This is a genomic window from Prochlorococcus marinus str. MIT 0919, assembly GCF_027359375.1.
Lineage (GTDB): Bacteria > Cyanobacteriota > Cyanobacteriia > PCC-6307 > Cyanobiaceae > Prochlorococcus_D.
Map to the genome: position 1 here is coordinate 125,180 of NZ_CP114779.1, position 17,483 is coordinate 142,662.

General features: G+C 34.6%; 21 protein-coding genes. 11 read left to right on the plus strand and 10 right to left on the minus strand.

Annotated elements, in window-relative coordinates:
• Positions 1 to 86: 86 nt before the first annotated feature.
• On the plus strand, positions 87 to 479 hold the full coding sequence (locus tag O5635_RS00910; protein WP_036903312.1) for an ATP-binding protein: 393 nt from the start codon (positions 87 to 89) through the stop codon (positions 477 to 479).
• A gap of 4 nt (positions 480 to 483) precedes the next feature.
• On the opposite strand, the gene O5635_RS00915 is transcribed toward O5635_RS00910, so the two are convergent.
• Positions 484 to 738: a DUF6439 family protein gene (locus O5635_RS00915; protein WP_036903309.1), complete on the minus strand. Its 255-nt coding sequence runs from the start codon at positions 736 to 738 to the stop codon at positions 484 to 486.
• Positions 739 to 741: 3 nt separating this feature from the next.
• Positions 742 to 1,470 (minus strand): DUF1350 family protein, encoded by a 729-nt coding sequence (locus O5635_RS00920; RefSeq protein WP_269607673.1) that lies wholly within the window; start codon positions 1,468 to 1,470, stop codon positions 742 to 744.
• Positions 1,471 to 1,621: 151 nt separating this feature from the next.
• Here O5635_RS00920 and O5635_RS00925 point away from each other — a divergent pair, with 151 nt between their 5' ends.
• From O5635_RS00925 to O5635_RS00940, 4 genes are all read left to right on the plus strand, one after another.
• Positions 1,622 to 2,356: a 3'-5' exonuclease gene (locus O5635_RS00925; protein WP_036903304.1), complete on the plus strand. Its 735-nt coding sequence runs from the start codon at positions 1,622 to 1,624 to the stop codon at positions 2,354 to 2,356.
• 65 nt (positions 2,357 to 2,421) lie between these two features.
• Complete coding sequence (locus tag O5635_RS00930) at positions 2,422 to 2,715, plus strand: hypothetical protein (RefSeq protein WP_241462978.1); 294 nt, start codon at positions 2,422 to 2,424, stop codon at positions 2,713 to 2,715.
• A 285-nt stretch (positions 2,716 to 3,000) separates the two neighbouring features.
• Positions 3,001 to 4,275 (plus strand): histidine--tRNA ligase, encoded by a 1,275-nt coding sequence (gene hisS, locus O5635_RS00935; RefSeq protein WP_052043119.1) that lies wholly within the window; start codon positions 3,001 to 3,003, stop codon positions 4,273 to 4,275.
• 496 nt (positions 4,276 to 4,771) lie between these two features.
• The gene (locus O5635_RS00940) at positions 4,772 to 5,011 is read left to right on the plus strand and encodes a hypothetical protein (protein WP_036903297.1); all 240 of its coding nucleotides are present in this window, start codon (positions 4,772 to 4,774) and stop codon (positions 5,009 to 5,011) included.
• Positions 5,012 to 5,045: 34 nt separating this feature from the next.
• Here O5635_RS00940 and O5635_RS00945 read toward each other — a convergent pair whose 3' ends face one another.
• Positions 5,046 to 5,222, minus strand: a complete 177-nt coding sequence (locus O5635_RS00945; RefSeq protein ID WP_193742040.1) for a hypothetical protein — start codon at positions 5,220 to 5,222, stop codon at positions 5,046 to 5,048.
• A 486-nt stretch (positions 5,223 to 5,708) separates the two neighbouring features.
• A complete protein-coding gene (locus tag O5635_RS00950) occupies positions 5,709 to 5,864 on the minus strand; it encodes a hypothetical protein (protein WP_193742055.1) in 156 nt (51 codons plus the stop codon).
• Positions 5,865 to 6,146: 282 nt separating this feature from the next.
• On the opposite strand from O5635_RS00950, the gene O5635_RS00955 reads away from it, so the two are divergent.
• From O5635_RS00955 to O5635_RS00965, 3 genes are all read left to right on the plus strand, one after another.
• A complete protein-coding gene (locus tag O5635_RS00955) occupies positions 6,147 to 7,202 on the plus strand; it encodes a chlorophyll a/b binding light-harvesting protein (protein WP_036903768.1) in 1,056 nt (351 codons plus the stop codon).
• Positions 7,203 to 7,353: 151 nt separating this feature from the next.
• On the plus strand, positions 7,354 to 8,736 hold the full coding sequence (locus O5635_RS00960) for a sodium/glutamate symporter (protein WP_269607676.1): 1,383 nt from the start codon (positions 7,354 to 7,356) through the stop codon (positions 8,734 to 8,736).
• A gap of 69 nt (positions 8,737 to 8,805) precedes the next feature.
• Entirely contained in the window at positions 8,806 to 9,063 is a 258-nt protein-coding gene (locus O5635_RS00965; protein ID WP_036903295.1) for a hypothetical protein, read from the plus strand.
• On the opposite strand, the gene O5635_RS00970 is transcribed toward O5635_RS00965, so the two are convergent.
• Positions 9,052 to 9,744, minus strand: a complete 693-nt coding sequence (locus O5635_RS00970; protein WP_036903293.1) for a type II toxin-antitoxin system prevent-host-death family antitoxin — start codon at positions 9,742 to 9,744, stop codon at positions 9,052 to 9,054. The genes O5635_RS00965 and O5635_RS00970 overlap by 12 nt on opposite strands.
• 155 nt (positions 9,745 to 9,899) lie before the next feature.
• Here O5635_RS00970 and O5635_RS00975 point away from each other — a divergent pair, with 155 nt between their 5' ends.
• The gene (locus O5635_RS00975) at positions 9,900 to 10,451 is read left to right on the plus strand and encodes a GIY-YIG nuclease family protein (RefSeq protein WP_036903291.1); all 552 of its coding nucleotides are present in this window, start codon (positions 9,900 to 9,902) and stop codon (positions 10,449 to 10,451) included.
• 370 nt (positions 10,452 to 10,821) lie between these two features.
• On the opposite strand, the gene O5635_RS00980 is transcribed toward O5635_RS00975, so the two are convergent.
• Together O5635_RS00980 and crtL are read right to left on the minus strand one after the other, a co-directional pair.
• The gene (locus O5635_RS00980) at positions 10,822 to 11,532 is read right to left on the minus strand and encodes an SDR family NAD(P)-dependent oxidoreductase (RefSeq protein ID WP_036903288.1); all 711 of its coding nucleotides are present in this window, start codon (positions 11,530 to 11,532) and stop codon (positions 10,822 to 10,824) included.
• A 4-nt stretch (positions 11,533 to 11,536) separates the two neighbouring features.
• Positions 11,537 to 12,820, minus strand: a complete 1,284-nt coding sequence (gene crtL, locus O5635_RS00985) for a lycopene beta cyclase (protein WP_036903285.1) — start codon at positions 12,818 to 12,820, stop codon at positions 11,537 to 11,539.
• Between the two features lie 289 nt (positions 12,821 to 13,109).
• Here crtL and O5635_RS00990 point away from each other — a divergent pair, with 289 nt between their 5' ends.
• The gene (locus O5635_RS00990) at positions 13,110 to 14,144 is read left to right on the plus strand and encodes an SDR family NAD(P)-dependent oxidoreductase (RefSeq protein WP_052043067.1); all 1,035 of its coding nucleotides are present in this window, start codon (positions 13,110 to 13,112) and stop codon (positions 14,142 to 14,144) included.
• 14 nt (positions 14,145 to 14,158) lie between these two features.
• On the opposite strand, the gene O5635_RS00995 is transcribed toward O5635_RS00990, so the two are convergent.
• Both O5635_RS00995 and O5635_RS01000 read right to left on the minus strand, forming a co-directional pair.
• The gene (locus O5635_RS00995; RefSeq protein WP_036903282.1) at positions 14,159 to 15,181 is read right to left on the minus strand and encodes a mechanosensitive ion channel family protein; all 1,023 of its coding nucleotides are present in this window, start codon (positions 15,179 to 15,181) and stop codon (positions 14,159 to 14,161) included.
• 111 nt (positions 15,182 to 15,292) lie between these two features.
• Positions 15,293 to 15,838 carry an isochorismatase family protein gene (locus O5635_RS01000; protein WP_193742039.1) on the minus strand — a complete coding sequence of 182 codons (546 nt, stop codon included), beginning with the start codon at positions 15,836 to 15,838 and terminating at the stop codon, positions 15,293 to 15,295.
• A gap of 226 nt (positions 15,839 to 16,064) precedes the next feature.
• On the opposite strand from O5635_RS01000, the gene O5635_RS01005 reads away from it, so the two are divergent.
• Positions 16,065 to 16,517: a Fur family transcriptional regulator gene (locus O5635_RS01005; protein ID WP_420063644.1), complete on the plus strand. Its 453-nt coding sequence runs from the start codon at positions 16,065 to 16,067 to the stop codon at positions 16,515 to 16,517.
• Positions 16,518 to 16,547: 30 nt separating this feature from the next.
• On the opposite strand, the gene arsS is transcribed toward O5635_RS01005, so the two are convergent.
• The gene (arsS, locus tag O5635_RS01010) at positions 16,548 to 17,483 is read right to left on the minus strand and encodes an arsenosugar biosynthesis radical SAM (seleno)protein ArsS (protein ID WP_206537197.1); all 936 of its coding nucleotides are present in this window, start codon (positions 17,481 to 17,483) and stop codon (positions 16,548 to 16,550) included.

A 17,483-nucleotide genomic window follows, 5' to 3' on the forward strand; every position in this document is an offset into this window, starting at 1 on the left:
TTTAAACTCACACATCTAGGTTTTGATACTTAGGAGTTAATAAATTGTTTTTAAGCAATTTATTTGATCTTTGATCTCTTTTTCTTGTGCGATCATTTTGTTGGGAAGATTTTACTCTTCCTTCCACTCTCAAACTTGCTCCGCTTATAAAGCCATTACTGGAACCTATTCAGTGCAAAAAAACAATCGATAGGGTTGAGCTTGGCTTGCATGAGGCATTAGTAAATGCAGTTTTACATGGGAATTCGGCTAATCCAGAAAAGATCATAAGAGTCCGTAGAGTTACCACACCTAATTGGCTTATTTGGCAAATACAAGACCAGGGATGTGGTTTTCCCATTTCTGCAAGGGTTAAAAGTTTACCTTCTGAGTTGGATGCTGAAAGTGGCCGCGGTCTTTTTCTTATTCACCAGTGTTTTGATGATGTCCGTTGGAGTCGTAATGGCAATAGGCTTCAAGTGGCTTGTAAGCGAAATTAAATTATTAAACTTTGGGACATCCGGGATCCTTTATTTCTTTCTTGGCCCATAGCAAAGCTTGATTAATAAGTGATTGAATATCATCAACTTCACCATCATTGACTATTTGAGAAATAGCAGAAATAAGCAACTCTGCAGATCTCCGGTCTGAATCATTTTTAAACTTATGCCAATTAATATTATCTATAGTCAGATTGGAATGAAGTTCTTTTACTAATTTTTTTGTGGAAGGGTTCCATTTTGAGTTTTTGTTTGCCATGACTTACCCTGGGAAGAACTTTGCGATTGTATTTATAAGTGTGTCTAGGTTATCAATTCTATTATTATCTTCTAACCAGTCCCCTAAAATATTCTTTTTAATACCTGTACTAGTTGGAGTTAGGTGATCCCCCTCAAGCTCAAGTACTCTTGATTGGTCATTACTTCTCGCTTTGAGTGAATTAAACAATAAATATGTTTGATCTAGCTTATCCCTATTGAATTTTATTAGTAGATTATCTGGCTGAACATATTTCGATTTAATTAGTTCAATTGTCTGCTTAGGACTAGGACTGAACTCTGTTCTAATATTAAATTTCTTGGTTACTTTACCCAGCATTGGTATTGATTTACCTGCATTAAAATTATTAAAGCATAGACCTATAAAAGCTTGACTATTTCTTCCAGAATCTGGAGCTAGAAGGTGTAGTTTACATCCTAAACTATGCCCCATTCTTATTGGGAAAGGCATTGTTCCAACTCTTGCCTCGAGTCTCTCTTTGCATTTTCTGAAGTTTTTCCAAGCTTGAATCGCTTGAGATTGATGGTCCAAGCTTGGTATATACATCCAAGTATGGATTGCAATATTTCTTCGAGTAAGGCTTTCTAAAAGTCGTTTATAGGCAACTTGAGGGGTAGTAGCGAGATAACTTCCTCCTATCATTTCGATAAGTCCAATTGGCTTGGCTGGCCAACAACACCAAGTTTGTTCTATTAATCTCCAGCGGTACATGCTTGTTTGAAGTGAAAAGCTTGGTTTGTTGTTTTGTTAAGTTTGGATACCTGGAAATTGATATATAAATATTTTATAAAAGTTGGACTTATTTGGAAATAGAGCTTTTCTTATTAAGTATACAGATTAAAAAAATTCCCAAGTTCCCAGAATGCAAAAAAACCTTAGCTTTGATTTTGATTCGGATGAATTACAAAAGGGAGCATCTCTAGAAAAAATATTGATCCTAGATACAGAGACCAGTGGTCTTGACCCTAAGAAAGATAAATGTATAGAAGTTGGCGCAATCCTTTTTGATGTGGGCACAAAATCAGTATTGGCTCAAATATCATTTTTAATGCCAGTTGATGTAAATGCAGCAGAAAGGATTAACAAGATTTCGCCTGAAATAACAAATTTATCTCAACCATGGGAATTAGGAATTCAATATTTTGAAGCTCTTGTCGAAGCTTCTGATGCAATCGTTGCCCATAATGCAGCTTTTGATAGCCAATGGTTTGGCTTAGGCCGGCTTAGAGAAATTAAAAAACCTTGGATTTGTTCCATGGAAGACATCTCTTGGCCAAGTCATCTTCAAATAAGGAGCCGCCCTTCCGTTAGAGATTTGGCTCTTGCATATGAGATACCTGTTTGGAGCGCTCATAGAGCTTTGACTGATTGCATTTACTTGGCAGAAGTTTTTAGGAGATGTGATGAGCTTGGAGAACTTTTGGTTAGAGGGCTTGAGCCAAGAGCCTTAATGCGAGCTGAAGTCTCATATGATGAAAGACACTTGGCCAAAAATGCAGGTTTTCGTTGGAATGAACCGATTCAGGGTGCCTGGACCCGTCGACTAACCAATTCCGAAGCTTTAGAACTTGACTTTCCAGTGGTGTTAGTTGAATAAACAAGGAATATTGATATCTGCATTCCAAATATGAAGTCAGTCTGATGTTTTAAGTCCTATTGATCATGATTTGCCATGGTGGTTATATGGATGGAATTAATTTAAAAAAACATCGAATATTTAAAAGCTCGAAAGATCGCCATAAGATGAAAAGACGCTTGCGGAATTGGCAGCAAGCAAGGAGTTGGGCACGTTTGATAAAGGAAGCTGAGAATCTTTGGCAAGTTGAATCAAGGGAATTGAAACGCTTAGGTGCTCTGGAGCTTACGCAATTATTGCAAGAAGTTCCTTGCTCATATAGAAAAAGAGTTAATCTTTGGCTGATTAAATATTCGGTTGCAACAAGATTTTGTGACTGAGGCATAATTTCTTTGCAAATTTTGGAATAGCTTTCTACCTTATTTATAAGTATTTTGAGAGCAGAAAGTAAGAAACTTCCAAATAAAAACTATTATATAGAATTTACTTGCTTATTTTTATAGCAAAATATGCCTTGTAAATTCTATGTATTGAGATTAAGTAGTAGGACTTTCTAAATTTAGATGGATTATAAAACAATATGTTTACTTAATGATATTTAAGTTTTTTCTTCTTTGGGGATCTATACATATACAACTAGAATAGTAACTACTAGTAATCGTATTTTGGCTAATTTTCAAAGTTTGCGAGGTATGGTTGATCTTTTGCCAATGCATACTGAGCGATGGCAATTGGTTGAAGATATCTTTCGGAAGCATTTTTCAAGAGCAGGTTTGCAAGAAATTAGAACACCTTTGATAGAAGTTACAGATTTATTTGCGAGAGGCATAGGAGAAGCAACAGATGTTGTAGGCAAGGAAATGTATTCATTTCTCGATCGAGGTAAAAGGTCTTGTACACTGCGGCCAGAAGGAACAGCATCTGTTGTAAGAGCTTTAATACAGCATGGATTATTAGCTAAAGGGCCTCAGAGGCTTTGGTATTCCGGTCCAATGTTTAGATATGAACGCCCCCAAGCTGGAAGACAAAGGCAATTTCATCAAGTTGGGGTTGAATTTTTTGGACTTCAATCTGTTATGGCAGATGCAGAATTAATTTCTATTGCCTGGGATCTTTTGAGCGAACTGCAGTTGAAAGAGTTGACTTTAGAGTTGAATACCTTAGGAACATTTGATGATCGTATGAATTATCACAAACATCTAGTTTCTTGGTTGGAAAATAATTTTAAATTACTGGATAAAGACTCACAAGATCGTCTTTACAAGAACCCTTTAAGAATTCTTGATAGCAAAGAACCTTCAACTAAAAAACTTTTAGAAGAAGCCCCACTATTAAAAGATTTCCTATGTGATGAAAGCTTGAAACGTTTTTCTGATTTAAAAAATATTTTAAAGAACCTTGAAATTCCGTTCACTACAAACGACAAATTAGTACGAGGTCTTGATTATTATTGCCATACGGCATTTGAAATAACAAGTAAACAACTTGGCGCGCAGTCTACAATTTGTGGAGGTGGTCGATATGACCGATTAGTCGAACAGCTTGGAGGCAAAAGTACTCCTTCTATTGGCTGGGCTATTGGAATGGAAAGACTAATGATGCTATTGCAAGAAAACTATCAAGATCTAAATACTCCGGATGCATATGTTATTAATCGTGGGATAGATGCAGAATTGGAAGCCCTTTCCTTGGCTAGAAAACTTAGAGCCAAGAAACTTAGTATTGATTTAGATATTTCCCAGGCAGCATTCTCTAAACAATTTAAAAGAGCAAATCGCTCAAATGCAAAATGGGCTATTATAATTGGAGAAGATGAGATCAAGAAAGGAGAAGTACAATTAAAAAGACTTGCAACTTATAATAAAAACAATCAATCAAATGAACATAACATAAGTATTTCTGATTTCGAGAAACTTATTCAAGTATTATCTGATAATTGAACTAATAACTTACTCCACCTAATTGATACTTATGAAATTAATCTTCACCATTATTCTCTTAACCTTGTTTATATTTACTTCTCTGAAACTTCTTTCTAAGAAAAAGAGAAGTAAACCATCAATAAATAAATATAATATAACTCAATGGATGCTAATGGATCGAAGCCAGAGAAGAAAATTAGATGAGGATGATAAACTATTAATGATGACTAGAAAGAAAGACCTGCTAAATAAAATAAGGAAAGAATACGCAGATTATGTTGATAGAAACAAGTAAACTTTATTAGATTGCTTATTTCTATAGGAAGTTTTTATAGAAGAGTAATAGTTGATGCCCTTGTTGAAAGTAGGTTTTTAACAATTGCCATTGAGCTAATCAACTCTTGAAAACTACGAATAAAATAGGTAGAAATCACGTATTTCTACCTATTTTGCTTATGCAGACTTACTTGTTTGGAATATGTACGTTATGAAGGGGTAGATTTTCATTGTTTTAATGAAGGACACCCAATGGCTTGATGAAATTGGAGCAAGTGTGGAATTGGGAGTAAACCCAGAAACATTGAAGCTTTGGAGAGAGATTGGATATTTAAAACCAGGCACCCATTGGCGAAGTGCTCCTAATAATGAATCTATGCCATGGACGCCTAAGGTTATTTATCATTTAAGGTGGTGTAAAGAAGTCATCGAATATTGGCAAAAGAAAGATGCACCTATATCCAGTATTGCGGCCTGATTAATTTAAGAATTCCTTCGTACAAGAAAATTGACTAATCAATAAGCTTCTCGTCTTCACAGTCGTTTATTGATGATTGCAAGACTGGATAGAGTCCTCTCATTCGTAAATAAGCTTCAGAGCTCTTATAACATTTTGCTTGATTTCTATAAAAATCTTCAGTAGCCATCTCTAACCCATTCTTATGGATTGAATTACCTAATAGTTCCATGGTTTCCAAAGTATCCCTACCCTCTATTAGTTACTATCCTGCGAAGGGAATCAGTTCTTCATGTTTATTACATAATCTTTTTCCTAGTGTTAAAGGACCTTGACTTTTGGCGATCTTTTTTTTGATTTAAAAACATTTTCTTATGAATCATCTAAATATAAGAATCGCTACTTTTTATTTGCAGAAAATTTTACTTGATTATGTTGAGAGCTTTGAATGAATTTTATCTGCTTTGCGTATGAGTTTCTGAGCAGTTTTTCGATCTTTACACTCCTGAGCCTTCCTGGACAGCTTCAAAAGCTTTTGATGAGACTTGGACATTTCCATTGAATAAGTCGTATGTGTGTTTTTTTTGAAATAATACCAGAAGTTAAATAAATAAGCAAATCGAGAAAGCAGATATAGTAAGGATTTTAAGCTAGTCCCGCCTTTCTCAGTTTCAGGAAGTTTTGTCTTTGCAAAACACTTGAATCAAAATTTAAGAACTTATCCAATAAAATTATCTGGCAAATCAGGGAGGAAATTTTTAAAAATTGTGATAAAAAGCCAAAGAATTACAACATTACCAAGCATTGCCATAGCAAACCTGATTCTCATATCTTTAACAAGTGGAAGAATGAACTCCCATAATTTCAAAAACATTTCTTTTTTTTCTGATCAAAATAATTCTAGAGTATCTAAGAGCTTTTAAATATCTCTTAGATTTTTCTTCAGAAAGTTTGACTTCACAATAAAAATTCTAGTACTTAACGCAACTAACCACTTATAGAAGGCTATTCACCCTTTCATAAAACATTCCGATGCCCTTTTCTAAGTCCTTTTCCCCACTAAAGAACTTACACAATGTAAAAGGTATTGGTTTTATTGGTATTAGGCTCGTTTTTTTAGTTAATGTCTGGCAGGTTTTGCCTAAATGCACAATTAATGCAGACATATGGAAATCCGGACGTCACCTACGGGTGGTGGGCTGGTAATTCTGGGGTCACCAACCGCTCAGGCAAATTTATCGCAGCTCATGCCGCTCACACTGGCTTGATCTCTTTCTGGGCTGGTGCCTTCACTTTATTTGAATTAGCTCGTTTTGACCCATCTGTACCAATGGGTCACCAACCATTGATCGCTCTACCTCATTTAGCGACATTAGGTATTGGTTATGACGAAACAGGCGCTTTTGTTGGAGGTAGCAGTGTAATAGCTGTTGCAATCGTTCACCTTGTTGCCTCAATGGTTTATGGCGCTGGAGGACTGCTTCATTCACTGTTCTTCAGTGGTGATATGCAGGACTCTGAAGTTGCCCAAGCCAGAAAGTTTAAATTGGAATGGGATAACCCTGACAATCAAACTTTCATTCTTGGCCACCATTTAATTTTCTTTGGTGTCGCTTGTATTTGGTTTGTTGAATGGGCAAAGTGGCATGGTATTTATGATCCTTCATTGGGAGCTGTAAGGCAGGTTGAATACAACCTCAATCTGGCTTCTATATGGGATCACCAGTTTGACTTCCTTGCTATCAATAACTTGGAAGATGTTTTAGGAGGCCATGCATTCTTGGCATTCTTAGAAATTACTGGTGGTGCATTCCATATTGCTACTAAGCAAATAGGTGAATACAGCAAATTCAAAGGTGCTGGACTTCTTTCTGCAGAAGCAGTACTTTCTTGGTCTTTAGCAGGTATTGGCTGGATGGCAATTGTTGCAGCATTCTGGTGTGCAACTAATACCACCGTTTATCCTGTCGAATACTTTGGGGAAGTACTTCAAATTAAGTTTGGAGTAGCTCCTTATTGGGTTGATACAGTCGACCTTGCTGAAGGTGCTCATACTTCCAGAGCCTGGTTGACAAATGTCCATTATTATCTTGGTTTCTTTTATATCCAAGGTCATCTTTGGCATGCTTTACGTGCTATGGGCTTTGACTTTAAGAGAGTGACTAATGCATTAAGTAATGTAGGAACAGCTAGCGTTACCTTGTCAGATTAGTTATCTCAAATTTAACAGGTCATAAATTTTGGCCTAAAAAAAGACCTCACTTAAAAAGTGAGGTCTTTTTTTATTTTTTCTTTTTATGGATTTATAAGATAGTTTTAACGAACTTTTTGTTTTGATCTAAAGAGGATATTGTTCTGATTATATGGAATCAATCCTCCAAGCATTAAAAATCGATTTAAATTTTGAAAGCAATTTCTATTTATTTATTGCTTTCGCAATTCTTGTAATTTTCGCAATTTTGTTAACTATAGGTCGGAGATTTAACACAGCTATTCAGCTGGAAAGATTTGGTATTCCAATAGCTTTACTTGCCGGGACAACATCTCTGCTCTTAGGGCCATTCGGACCAGTTCCTCTTTTGCCTCAGGATGTGACAGATATTTGGGTAAATTTTCCCACTCCATTATTGACTTTGGTTTTTGCAACGTTGATGCTTGGAAGCCCTATACCTTCAAGAGAAGGCCTTTTAAAACCAGTTCTCAGTCAAGCTCTTTTTGGACTTCTATTAGGGTTTGGTCAGTACCTAGTTGGAGGAGTTGTTGTTCTATTGGTGTTAATGCCATTTCTTGGTGTTGACCCTTTAATGGGTTGCCTGATTGAAGTGGGTTTTGAGGGTGGGCATGGTGCGGCTGCTGTAATGGGAAGAAGCTTTGAGAATATTGGCTTTAGTGATGGTCTAGACCTTGGCTTGGCAATGGCAACAGTCGGTTTACTCTCTTCGACTTTTATAGGGAGTGGGGTAATAATTCTTGGACGTTTTGTTGGCTGGGTTAGGCCTTTTAAAAATATTTATCAGGAGCAAGAGGTTGAGGTTACACAAATCACACTAAGTGATCAATTTAAATCAATTTTGATAAACCTTGGCTTAATAGGCTGTGCAGTTTTAATTGGGTTAACTTTCTTGCTTTTATTTAGATTTATTGGAGATCTTATAGGAGGTACTTTTAATGATGTTGTATCGGTTTTTCCAGTCTTTCCTTTGGCTTTATTAGGTTCACTACTTGTAAGATATCTTTTAGAAAGGTTTGAAAAGACAAAACTTGTTTCTGAGATACTTCAAAGAGAAATTGGCATTTTATCTACGGATCTTCTTATTACCACTGCGATGGCAGGTCTAAACATACCTCTTTTATTAAAAGATTGGCAGACTTTATTAATACTCGCTATTACAGGATTGAGTTGGAACCTTTTTGGAATATTCGTTTTCTCAAGTATATCTTTTAAAGAAAAGTGGTTTGAAAGGTCGATTATAGAGTTTGGCAATGCTACTGGGGTTGCAGCCAGTGGAATCTTACTACTTCGTCTGGCTGACCCTGATGATAGGACTAAAACTTTACCTGTATTTTCAATAAAACAATTATTTTTGCAACCATTGCTTTCGGGAGGCTTGATTACAGTAATTGCTCCTATAGCAATTACTTCGTTTGGATTAAAAACATGGACAGGTTTCTGCGGTGTAATGACAATATTAGTTATTTCAATTGCTATATTTATGCGAAATAGCACATACCAAGAACAGTTTTAATGTTGATATTACATACCTATCGATTTAAAATTTTCAAGAAATAAAACTGATTCAGTTTCTTCCTTCCTAATGAATTCTATTAATTACCAAGAGGTTCCTCAGCAGGAGTCAAGAGAAAAATGGTTTAGGAGTCACCTTCTTGGTCGAGAAATAGAACTCAAAGAACTCTATGACATGCCTCAGCAAGATTTAGATCTGATAATGGCTGAAACTGCTGAGTTAAGGAGTGATTTTGGCAATAGGGATAGAAACCTAGGTAAGTTTTGCACAGCAGGCTATTTTCTGGAATTAGCAAGAATTATAGATAAGAGGAGATTAGAGAATTAGTTTAGAACTATCAACAGGGAAATAGTTTCGAGTGTTCTCATGTTTCCAAGCTGGATATTTATGCATTAGATACTTATAGGAATTATGATTTAAATAGAATTTCAACCATTTACCTAATTCTTTAAGACCCTTTTCTTTATCAAATTCTTCAGGAGATATATTACGATACTGTCTAACGAAAGGCCATATTGACCAATCTGCAATACTTTCACTAGAAGATAAAAGCCAACCCTGTGATTGTAATCCAGAATTTTCTTTAATTCTATTATTCCAATCAATCAAGATGTTGAGAGCTTTCCATTTATGAGCTTCTTTATCTTCTTCAATATATCTTTTGCTATATTTATATCTATCTAGATGATATTTGAAATTAGTATCATTTTCTTTAATAATTTCAAAAGCTTCGTCTTTAGAATGAAATTCATTCATTCTAACTAATGTATTCTTAGTACTAATCCCTAGAGCCCATTTAATAATATCAATACTTTCATCTATTACCCTACCATTACTTGTTACTAAAACTGGTACAGTCCCTTTGGAAGAATACTTAATCAGCTCTTTGGGTTTATTTTTTAAATCAATTTCCCTAAGCTCAACTTTTATCTCGCATCGCATTATTGCCCACCTAGCTCGCATGGCATAGGGACACCGTCGGAAGCTGTATAAGATATTTTCATGCATATTCAAATCATAAACTATTTATATAAACTTTCTGAATTGAATCTCTTTATAAAACTTGCTTATACTGAAGTCATATGTATACTTATCAAATGACTATCCATTCAAATCCTAGTGTTTATCATTAAAATCACATTGATTTATTTGAAGATTAATTAATGAAAGGCTTAGTTTACCTGGTTAGGAAGGGGGACCTTTATGCAATAGGACATGCTAAAAATATTGAAGATATTAATAAAAGAATCAAACCGGATCAAATAATAGAGACTTTATATCTAGAAGACCCGCAAAACTTGGAAGCTAGGTTGTTTAGAAGATACAAAAAAAATAGATTGCCTGAATCTGCTTATTTTAGTCTAACTAATAGTCAGGTTGTAGATTGCAAAAAGCAACTAGGTACTAGATCACAAATACCTAAAAGTTTAGCTGCTGAATTTTCAATTAGCTTTACAGGATCTATCTTGATATTCATCTTAGTATTTCTTATATCTAATTATTTTAAACTTGGTTTTCTTCTAGAACTTTCTATATCACTTGCTATTGGCTCCTTGCCTTTCTGGCTTTTATTAATACTTGGTAATTTTGGAGGGTATGAAACATCAGATCTACCTTTGTTTTCCTCATGGGCAAATCGCACCAAGGCTCTTTCTTTGGCTGCTTTAATTACTGCTCTTGCATATTTGCTTCTATCTTTGTCGTTTCGCTACTGATCAGATTTTATTTTACCGACGTTTTATTGAATTTTTAACTACTTTAAACAAGTACTTGAAAAACTTAAATATCTAGATATAAATAGATTAATATTTTTTTTAAATCGATGAATATTGCTAGCTATCTTAAATTTATAGAACCTATTCAAGATCAGCTTTCAGGTGTGTACTCCACTGCAACACTTTTAATATCGATATTCTTAATTCTTTGGTTTTTAAACTTTGTTATTACTTTGATTTCAAGAATTTTTATAATAGGCAAAACAGTTGGTGGCTTTTATCGTAGTTATGTTCACAAATACATTAGATCAATTATATTTAACATTACTAATCTAATTTCGTTACGAAGATCGGTGCAGTGAATTGATTATTATAGGATTTCATGATTACAATTAACAGCAACTTCGAAAGGGACACAAGTATTTGGTAGCTTTAAAATTGTTGAAACTATTGAAGCAATATCTTCAGGTTGAGTCATTTCTTCTTTGGAAATGCTTTTAACGTTACTAGCCATATCAGTATTTACCCATCCAGGACATATTGCGGTAACTCTAAGACCTTTATCCCAACCTTCATTTCTTATCGTTTGGCAAAGACCCATTAATGCAAACTTAGTTGTTGTATAGCCAGCCAAGTTGCTTTTCGATCTTTTCCCGCTCATTGATACTAAAGTAATTATTCTTGGATTTTGACTATTCATTAAATACTTCCAAGAACTTTTAGTTAGAAACCATGGAGCCATTACGTTAACTTTCCAAAGCTCTTCAATTTCTTTTTCTCTTTCTTCAGCATAATTTAACTCTGTATTATAAAATTTTCCAGCACAATGAATGATGGTATCTATACTTCCAAAACTATTGTTTGTCTGTTCAATCCACTTTATCGCACTATCTTTATCTATAGCATTATATTTGTGAATTAAAATTCTATTTGAATCATTTAAAAGAGGGTCAAGCTTTGTATTACTTACCTGCTCAGTCTCTCTTAGCCCTAAACTTATATAGTGTCCATCATTAAAACTTTGCTCTGCAATCTTTCTACCTATACCTCTACTCGCTCCTGTAATTAGAATCTTTCTCAACTTTTTATATACTTGGGTTTAGGAATTTTAATAGAAGCTTAACTTCCCTACCTTTCATTTCAAATAATCCCCACTTTACATTTAATGGAGCCTTTTTAAACATAGTCCACATCGCTTCTACAAGTTCACCCAATGTTAATGAATTTGTCAAGAAACCATACCATTGGCTTTTTGATAGGCTAAAGAAACCATCGAAGAATTGTCTAAGTTGAGATTCTTTAAATCGCATTAACTTTTCCAAGCCAAATTGATATAAAGCTTGCTTCCTCCTTAAATCTTTGGGCCATAAAGCTTCCCATCCATGCTTTGCTATTAATGCAGGAGAATTCTCTTTATCATTCATTGCTAATGAAATCGCTTTGGCAACATCCGGAGCTCTTCTTAATAAAGCTCCTACTAAATAGCCAGAAGCAGGGTGAACCATACCAGCTGCACCCCCAAAGCCGAGAATTGGTTGTTTCAGGTCAGGTATTGGGATATTCATTGGAAGAAATAGACCATGTTCTTCATGCTCTATTTCTTTAATTTTTATACCCTTATGGCTAAGGCGCTTTTCCAGCCTGGCTTTAAGAGTTTCCAAAGAGACTGGAGGAGCAAGCCCCAATGAAGTTTCTTCTAGGAAGAACTTTCCATTACCCATATCCATTGCGTACAAAAAAGTTGGTGGTTCTTTCCTTTCTGATGGACTTAAATGATCACTTCTATAATCCATTAAAACGAATTGGTCATTTTCAATTGGAGGGGATGTAAATGTACCAACTATTCCAAAGCAAGTTTGTACTGCGACTTCTCCTCTGTCTGGAATTTTAAGGAATACAGGGTGGTAACCAGTTGCGTCAATTACCAGCCTTGCTTTGTAAGTAATTCCAGTCGAAGTTGTAACTCTACTAATTGAATTATCTACCTTAAGATTAGAAGCCAGGCCAACAACCCATTTAACTTTTGCATCATCACATTGCTTTAACCAATAGGATTGCAGTTTGCCTTTATCAAACAAGCCATAATCATGACTATGATTTGTTTGTGCATTCTCTGGCGAATTGGGCTCTTGAGAACCTCTTCCGAAGAAACTAACCGTATTGGTCCATCTGTGCTTTAGAAGATTGCTAATACCTAGCTCATCAACTTCTTCGCCCCAAATTCCATATGTATAAGGCCATGTTTCTCTTCGATCTTTAGGAGAGAGTACATATACCGATAGGTTTTCATTGCCAAGCGCTGCGGCAATTGCTAATGCTCCTGGGCCAGCCCCAAGTACTAATGCATCTATATGTGCATTAGAGCTCATAGCAATACCAGATAATATTTTTTAGAAAGATCACCTGGGTTTATGAATTTTATTAATTTATTTCCGCCCCCCACTTTGAATTCCTCCAGGTCATATACTTGACAATAGCTGATAAATTCTTTTAAAGACGAATCAATAAATTTTAGTTACTAGATGTATTTATTATATTTCTCAAAGATTTATGATTTTAATATAATTTATATATTTGCTTTTAGAAATAAAAACCATTGCATAACATGAAATATTATAATACTAGTTATACCACTAATGCTAGAAATTTACTTCTATCATGCAAAATGAAAATGCCATACATCTTCAGGAAAATCGAACTATTCTAATAACAGGAGGAACCTCAGGTATTGGCTATCAGTCTGCTATTAGAATGCTATGCAATGGATTTAGAGTTATACTTTTATGTAGAAATCATTTAAGAATTAAAGAAACTTATGAGAAATTTAAATTTGATATTCCTGATATAGATAATTATATAGATAGATTAGATTTAAGATTATGTGACCTATCAGATTTAAATAGTATAAAGTTATTTTCAGAAGAGTTACTAGGAGAAGATTGCAAAATTGATACTATAGTACTTAATGCAGGTCTTCAATATACAGGGGCAAAAGCAATACGACTTTCTAAGCAAGGTATAGAACTTACCTTTGCAGTAAACCACGTAAGCCATCAATACCTTATTCAGAAATTATTCAATTTATTAGTTAAGTCTAAATCCCCAAGGGTCGTAATTACTTCATCAGAGGTTCATAATCCAAAGCTCCCAGGTGGAAGGGTTGGTATGCCAGCTGGGCTAGGCGATCTTTCAGGTTTGAAATCTATGAATGATTTTCTAATGGTTGATGGCTCAGAAGTATTTAATGCTGATAAAGCTTATAAAGATAGTAAGTTATGTAATGTTCTTTTTGCCAAAGAATTATTTTCTAGAATAAAACAATTAGGAATAAAAACTCCTGTGATTTGTTGGGCACCTGGATTGGTTATACCAAGAAGTGACAATGGATTTTTTCGGTATAGTAGAAAATATAATGAGATTGGTCAAAGGGTTTTTGCTTTTATAGCGAGAGATTTGTTGAGAATCACAGAACGTCCTTCTGTGGCTGGTGAAATCCTTATGAATCTATCTGTTGATGACCATTATAGTAGTCCAGAGTTTAGGTTTTATAGCAATAAAGTTAATATCTTTGGTGAAAATTCTTTTGTTTTATCGGATGTTAGTTTTGAAGCTAAGGATACCTCCAAGGCAAAGGATTTATGGAACCTAACTAATAAGCTAATAAAACTATATTGTCAATTTGAAACTATCTAATGTCTTGCTTAAGCTCATTTTGAATTTAAAAGGTTTATTGTTTGTGTAGGGAAGGCAAAATCTATTTTTTCTGCTTCAAAAATACGCATAATCTCAAGATTTATCTCTTCTTGGGCTCGCATTGCTGATAGATAGTCATTAGTTGGTATGTAATAAACTAATTCAAAATCTAGGCTACTGTTACCAAACTCGACAAAATGACATCTATCATATACAGCATTTTCAGTTTTGTCGATAATTGATTTAATTATCTCTGGTATCTTCTTCATCTTTGAGTGGGAGGTTTGATATACAACACCTAATCTATGTACTAATCTACGATTCTCCATTTCTGCATAATTTGAGATTATTCCATTGGTCAAATTACTATTGCTCATGACAATTACTTCTCCATTAATACTCCTTAGCCGAGTTGATCTAACACCAACTCTTTCAACTTTTGCCCAGACTCCGTCAATATGAATGAACTGACCATTTTGAAAAGGTTTGTCCAAAAGTATAGTTATATATTCAAAAAATTCTTGTACTGGTTCTTTAAGCGCAAGCCCAGCTCCAATTCCACCAGCACTTAATATTGCCCATAAGGCAGCCATTTGAACGCCCATGTTTTGCAAATAAAAGACACTACCCACACTCCATACAGCAGCTCTGACCATTGGGCTTAACGATCTCAACATGCTTCCAACTGCTGGGTCATTTATTTTTGCCCCCCAACTTTGTATAAACCTTATGACTACTCTGTTAACTAACCTTACTATTAAAATGAGAAATATTAACTTTGATAAGGCAACAAAAACTTGATTGAAATCACCTGATATTTCAAGGATTCTCCAGGATATAGAAGCGCTTATTATTAATCCAAGTGGTTTAATTGTCTCTAATAATATTTTTAGTATGTAATCATCTGTTTTACTTCTGGTTCTTGATGTTAGTTTGCTTAAGGAATTCGTTAGGAACCGAGAGATTAAGAGGGTTGAGATTAACCCTGCCAACAAAGCACAACCAGCTATTAAAATTTTTGTGTATAGCTCATTCATTAAATTAAAAATACTTACTTTATTTTTAGCTGAAATTTTACTATATGCTATGAATCCTTGATTAACTTTATAAATATTTTCGCTTTGCTAAGCTTGTAAAAAAAATTATGACTATTCCATTTTTCTCTTTATTATTGAACTAACAGCTTTGAAGTCTTCGAAGTCAGCTGATTTGCATAATTCAAAAATAGCAGTTTCTGTTGTTGTAACTATTGCACCAGACATCGAGAGTCTTTGTAGAGATGTTTCGTGGTCAATAGTTCTTCTGCTGCCAATGCTATCAACAGGAATAAATATGTTCTTTCCACTATTTATGTAATCCAAAGCACTTTGCATGATACATACATGCGATTCAATCCCACAAATTATTATATTTTCGAATGCATTTGATTTTAACTCTCTTGATAGATCTTTGCAATGAAAGCTACTAAAACTCATTTTTTTATAGGCTTGAAAGTCTAAACATTTATTTATTTGTTCAATTGTTTTGCCAAGCTTTTCAGGATTTTGCTCAGTCACATATATTTTCATATTAAATATTTTACAGGCATCAATTAATCTATTTATATTCCACATAATTAACTCTTTGTTTTCAATAGAAGTCACCAATTTTTCCTGCACATCAATAATTATAAGCGCAGTATTTTGTTGGCTCATAACCAAGTTGTTTCTATAGATTTTATCCCTCGCCCTTACTCCTCGAAGTTTAATGAAATTTTTCACCATAGAATTCTACTTATCCTATTTATTAAAATTATAATTCCTTGCCTGCCGGGAAAGCTTTCTATCATATGCCCTTCGCTATATAATAAGTTCATATACCTATAGATCTTACTCTCACCCCTCTCATTAGCTGTTATTATTGAGAAAGGGGTATTGGTATTTGCAATTGAAAGTATCTTTCTCAAAAGTCCCAACGCCTTTAGAGCTCGAATTGCACCAAGAAGGTAGGAGGTTGACACCACAAAGAAAGAAAGTATTGGATCTCTTTCAGAGAATTGGAGGTGGAAAACATTTGAGTGCAGAGGAAGTCCACGCAAAATTAATTCAATCTAAATCAAGGGTATCTCTGGCAACTGTTTATCGAACACTTAGGCTGTTGGTTAAAATGGGGTTCATCCATGAATTAGAACTTTCTGAGGGCGGTCATAGGTTTGAACTTCTCAGCCAGGATCATCCCGATCACCACCATCTGGTTTGTATTAATTGTGGAAGAACAGAGGAATTTGAAAGTGAGCAAGTTGTTATTGCTGGCAGGGAAGCTGCTAATAGAGAAGGATTTAAGCTAATTGAATCAACACTAAATGTTCGAGGTATCTGCCCTAAATGCCTTTGAAATTATTTCTTTTTAATTAAAGATATGATTTCACGAAAGAGAACCTCCGCAACTGGATCCATTACCTGCTGTACAGCCAAAGCAATGTTCACCTACCCTTATCAATTGGCCTTCGATTAGACTTTTATTTCGAATTAGCTCTGCAATAGATGTTGGTCCAACTATATTATTAATTCCTAGTTGTTGATTAAAATCGCAGTCATATAAATCCCCCTTCCAGTCCACACTAATAGTTTCTAGACACATTATTGAATTTAGATTTTTCGAATTATAATTCTTTATTAAGAGCTCTCTGTATGAATCTAGTTTCCCTTCTGATTTAAGTTGATTTGCAAAACGTTTTATAGGCATATTTGTAATTACCAATAAATTGTTAAATCTGATTTTATATCTATCCCATAACTCTTTCTTGTAAATAGCTTCAAGACCCTTCTGGTCAGGTGGCAATTTGTCACCTTGTGGATTGTAAACTAAGTCTAGAGTTAAGTTGCTACCATTATTACCATACCCAAGTTTATTTAAGTCTTTTAGACCCTCAATGCTTTTTTTGAAAACGCCATTACCCCTTTGAATATCTACATTAGACTCTTCATAGCAAGGTAATGAGGCAATTACTTTCACTTTATTATTTGCGAGAAATTCTGATAAGTATTCATATCCATACTCTTTCAATATAGTTAGATTACATCTATCAATTACTTCTACATTTAGTGCTCTGCATTTCACTATTAATTCTTTAAAATAAGGGTGCATCTCAGGTGCTCCCCCTGTAATATCTAAAGTTTTTATTTCATACATTTCTAATACTTTAGGGATAAGATCAACAGTTTTCTTCTCCATCATCTCTTTTCTGTTAGGGCTTGCATCTACATGGCAATGCTTGCAAGCTTGGTTGCATTTATAACCTAGGTTTACCTGAAGAATAGAAAGTGCCTTTTTTTTTACTCTTGGGAACGTATGATTAAT

Excerpts from the sequence above, each read along its gene's own strand:
- O5635_RS00915 (WP_036903309.1), bottom strand. The coding sequence starts at position 738 with ATGGCAAACAAAAACTCAAAATGGAACCCTTCCACAAAAAAATTAGTA.
- O5635_RS00920 (WP_269607673.1), bottom strand. The coding sequence starts at position 1,470 with ATGTACCGCTGGAGATTAATAGAACAAACTTGGTGTTGTTGGCCAGCC.
- O5635_RS00925 (WP_036903304.1), top strand. The coding sequence starts at position 1,622 with ATGCAAAAAAACCTTAGCTTTGATTTTGATTCGGATGAATTACAAAAG.
- O5635_RS00930 (WP_241462978.1), top strand. The coding sequence starts at position 2,422 with ATGATTTGCCATGGTGGTTATATGGATGGAATTAATTTAAAAAAACAT.
- O5635_RS00940 (WP_036903297.1), top strand. The coding sequence starts at position 4,772 with ATGAAGGACACCCAATGGCTTGATGAAATTGGAGCAAGTGTGGAATTG.
- O5635_RS00945 (WP_193742040.1), bottom strand. The coding sequence starts at position 5,222 with ATGGAACTATTAGGTAATTCAATCCATAAGAATGGGTTAGAGATGGCT.
- O5635_RS00950 (WP_193742055.1), bottom strand. The coding sequence starts at position 5,864 with ATGTTTTTGAAATTATGGGAGTTCATTCTTCCACTTGTTAAAGATATG.
- O5635_RS00955 (WP_036903768.1), top strand. The coding sequence starts at position 6,147 with ATGCAGACATATGGAAATCCGGACGTCACCTACGGGTGGTGGGCTGGT.
- O5635_RS00960 (WP_269607676.1), top strand. The coding sequence starts at position 7,354 with ATGGAATCAATCCTCCAAGCATTAAAAATCGATTTAAATTTTGAAAGC.
- O5635_RS00965 (WP_036903295.1), top strand. The coding sequence starts at position 8,806 with ATGAATTCTATTAATTACCAAGAGGTTCCTCAGCAGGAGTCAAGAGAA.
- O5635_RS00970 (WP_036903293.1), bottom strand. The coding sequence starts at position 9,744 with ATGCATGAAAATATCTTATACAGCTTCCGACGGTGTCCCTATGCCATG.
- O5635_RS00975 (WP_036903291.1), top strand. The coding sequence starts at position 9,900 with ATGAAAGGCTTAGTTTACCTGGTTAGGAAGGGGGACCTTTATGCAATA.
- crtL (WP_036903285.1), bottom strand. The coding sequence starts at position 12,820 with ATGAGCTCTAATGCACATATAGATGCATTAGTACTTGGGGCTGGCCCA.
- O5635_RS00990 (WP_052043067.1), top strand. The coding sequence starts at position 13,110 with ATGCAAAATGAAAATGCCATACATCTTCAGGAAAATCGAACTATTCTA.
- O5635_RS00995 (WP_036903282.1), bottom strand. The coding sequence starts at position 15,181 with ATGAATGAGCTATACACAAAAATTTTAATAGCTGGTTGTGCTTTGTTG.
- O5635_RS01000 (WP_193742039.1), bottom strand. The coding sequence starts at position 15,838 with ATGAGCCAACAAAATACTGCGCTTATAATTATTGATGTGCAGGAAAAA.